Source organism: Bergeyella zoohelcum ATCC 43767 (assembly GCF_000301075.1).
GTDB classification, from domain to species: Bacteria; Bacteroidota; Bacteroidia; order Flavobacteriales; family Weeksellaceae; genus Bergeyella; species Bergeyella zoohelcum.
Genome location: NZ_JH932293.1, coordinates 2,094,226 through 2,094,620, shown reverse-complemented (window position 1 = coordinate 2,094,620; position 395 = coordinate 2,094,226). Strand labels below are relative to the sequence as shown.

The window sequence follows — 395 nt, the reverse complement described above, 5'->3', positions numbered from 1 at the left end:
TTACCAGGGTATAAATCTGCGGAGACTATTAAAGCACAAGGTTATGTAGATTTAATGGAAACCCAGCTGACCAATGTAGAGAAAATAGAAGAGCTTTACTTGCACAGCATAGAGCAAGACAAAGCATTAAAAGCTAAAGATGCAGAGATTGCAGATTTAAAGCAGAGGCTTGAGAGATTAGAAAAATTAATTAAGTAATTTTATTAGCCCTATCAGAATTGAAGATCTGATAGGGCTTTTTTTATCAGTTTATAGTTTTGGGCTGCTAGCTTTCTAACCTCTACTTTCCAACTTCTAATTTCTAAAATCATTATACATTCTACCTTGTACATGGTACAATCTCTAATCTCCAACTTCTAAATATTACAGAAGTGGATGTTAAACAAGGAAACAAT

1 pseudogene is annotated in these 395 nt (G+C 33.4%); it reads left to right on the top strand.

Features of this window, described 5'->3' with window-relative positions:
* Positions 1–198 (top strand): annotated as a pseudogene (locus HMPREF9699_RS09540) (hypothetical protein); the annotation flags it as partial.
* Positions 199–395 lie beyond the last annotated feature (197 nt).